The following is a 386-nucleotide window of genomic DNA, read 5'->3' as shown; positions in this document are numbered from 1 at the left end:
GACCGTGCTCTCTGGCACTTGTCTGGGGTTGGAGTGCGGGCGCCGGGAGCGTGGTTCGAGTGCTTGGTAGCCGCCTTTGCGATAGCGGTGGATAAGTTCGCGGATCCAGCGGGTGCTGACGCTAAAGAGTGCGGCGGCATCTTTATGGCTCATGCCGGTTGCGAGGATGGTTTCGACGATGACTTTGTTGGAAGTGTGTTTCTTGCCCATGCTCTATTTTGAGCGGAAGTATGTCTCGCTACATCCTGGGTTGGTGCGTGTGGCCTCATTTTCCCTGTTGGGGTGGTTGTGCGGGAACAGTGGAACGATGTTGTGGCACATCAGGGCCTTGTGGGGCGGAATGATGTCGTGAGACAGAGCGGAACGATGTCATGGAACCAGACACC

Annotated in this window: 1 protein-coding gene; it reads right to left on the bottom strand. The window is 57.0% G+C overall.

Going from position 1 to position 386, the window contains the following annotated elements:
• Positions 1 to 210, bottom strand: a 210-nt coding sequence (locus tag QP971_RS11310; protein WP_284811942.1) for a helix-turn-helix domain-containing protein, incomplete at its 3' end; no start/stop codon positions are given.
• Positions 211 to 386 lie beyond the last annotated feature (176 nt).

The organism is Corynebacterium marquesiae (genome assembly GCF_030229635.1).
GTDB lineage: Bacteria > Actinomycetota > Actinomycetes > Mycobacteriales > Mycobacteriaceae > Corynebacterium > Corynebacterium marquesiae.
Note: the sequence above shows the minus strand (reverse complement) of the source record. Positions and strands in the feature narration are given on the sequence as shown.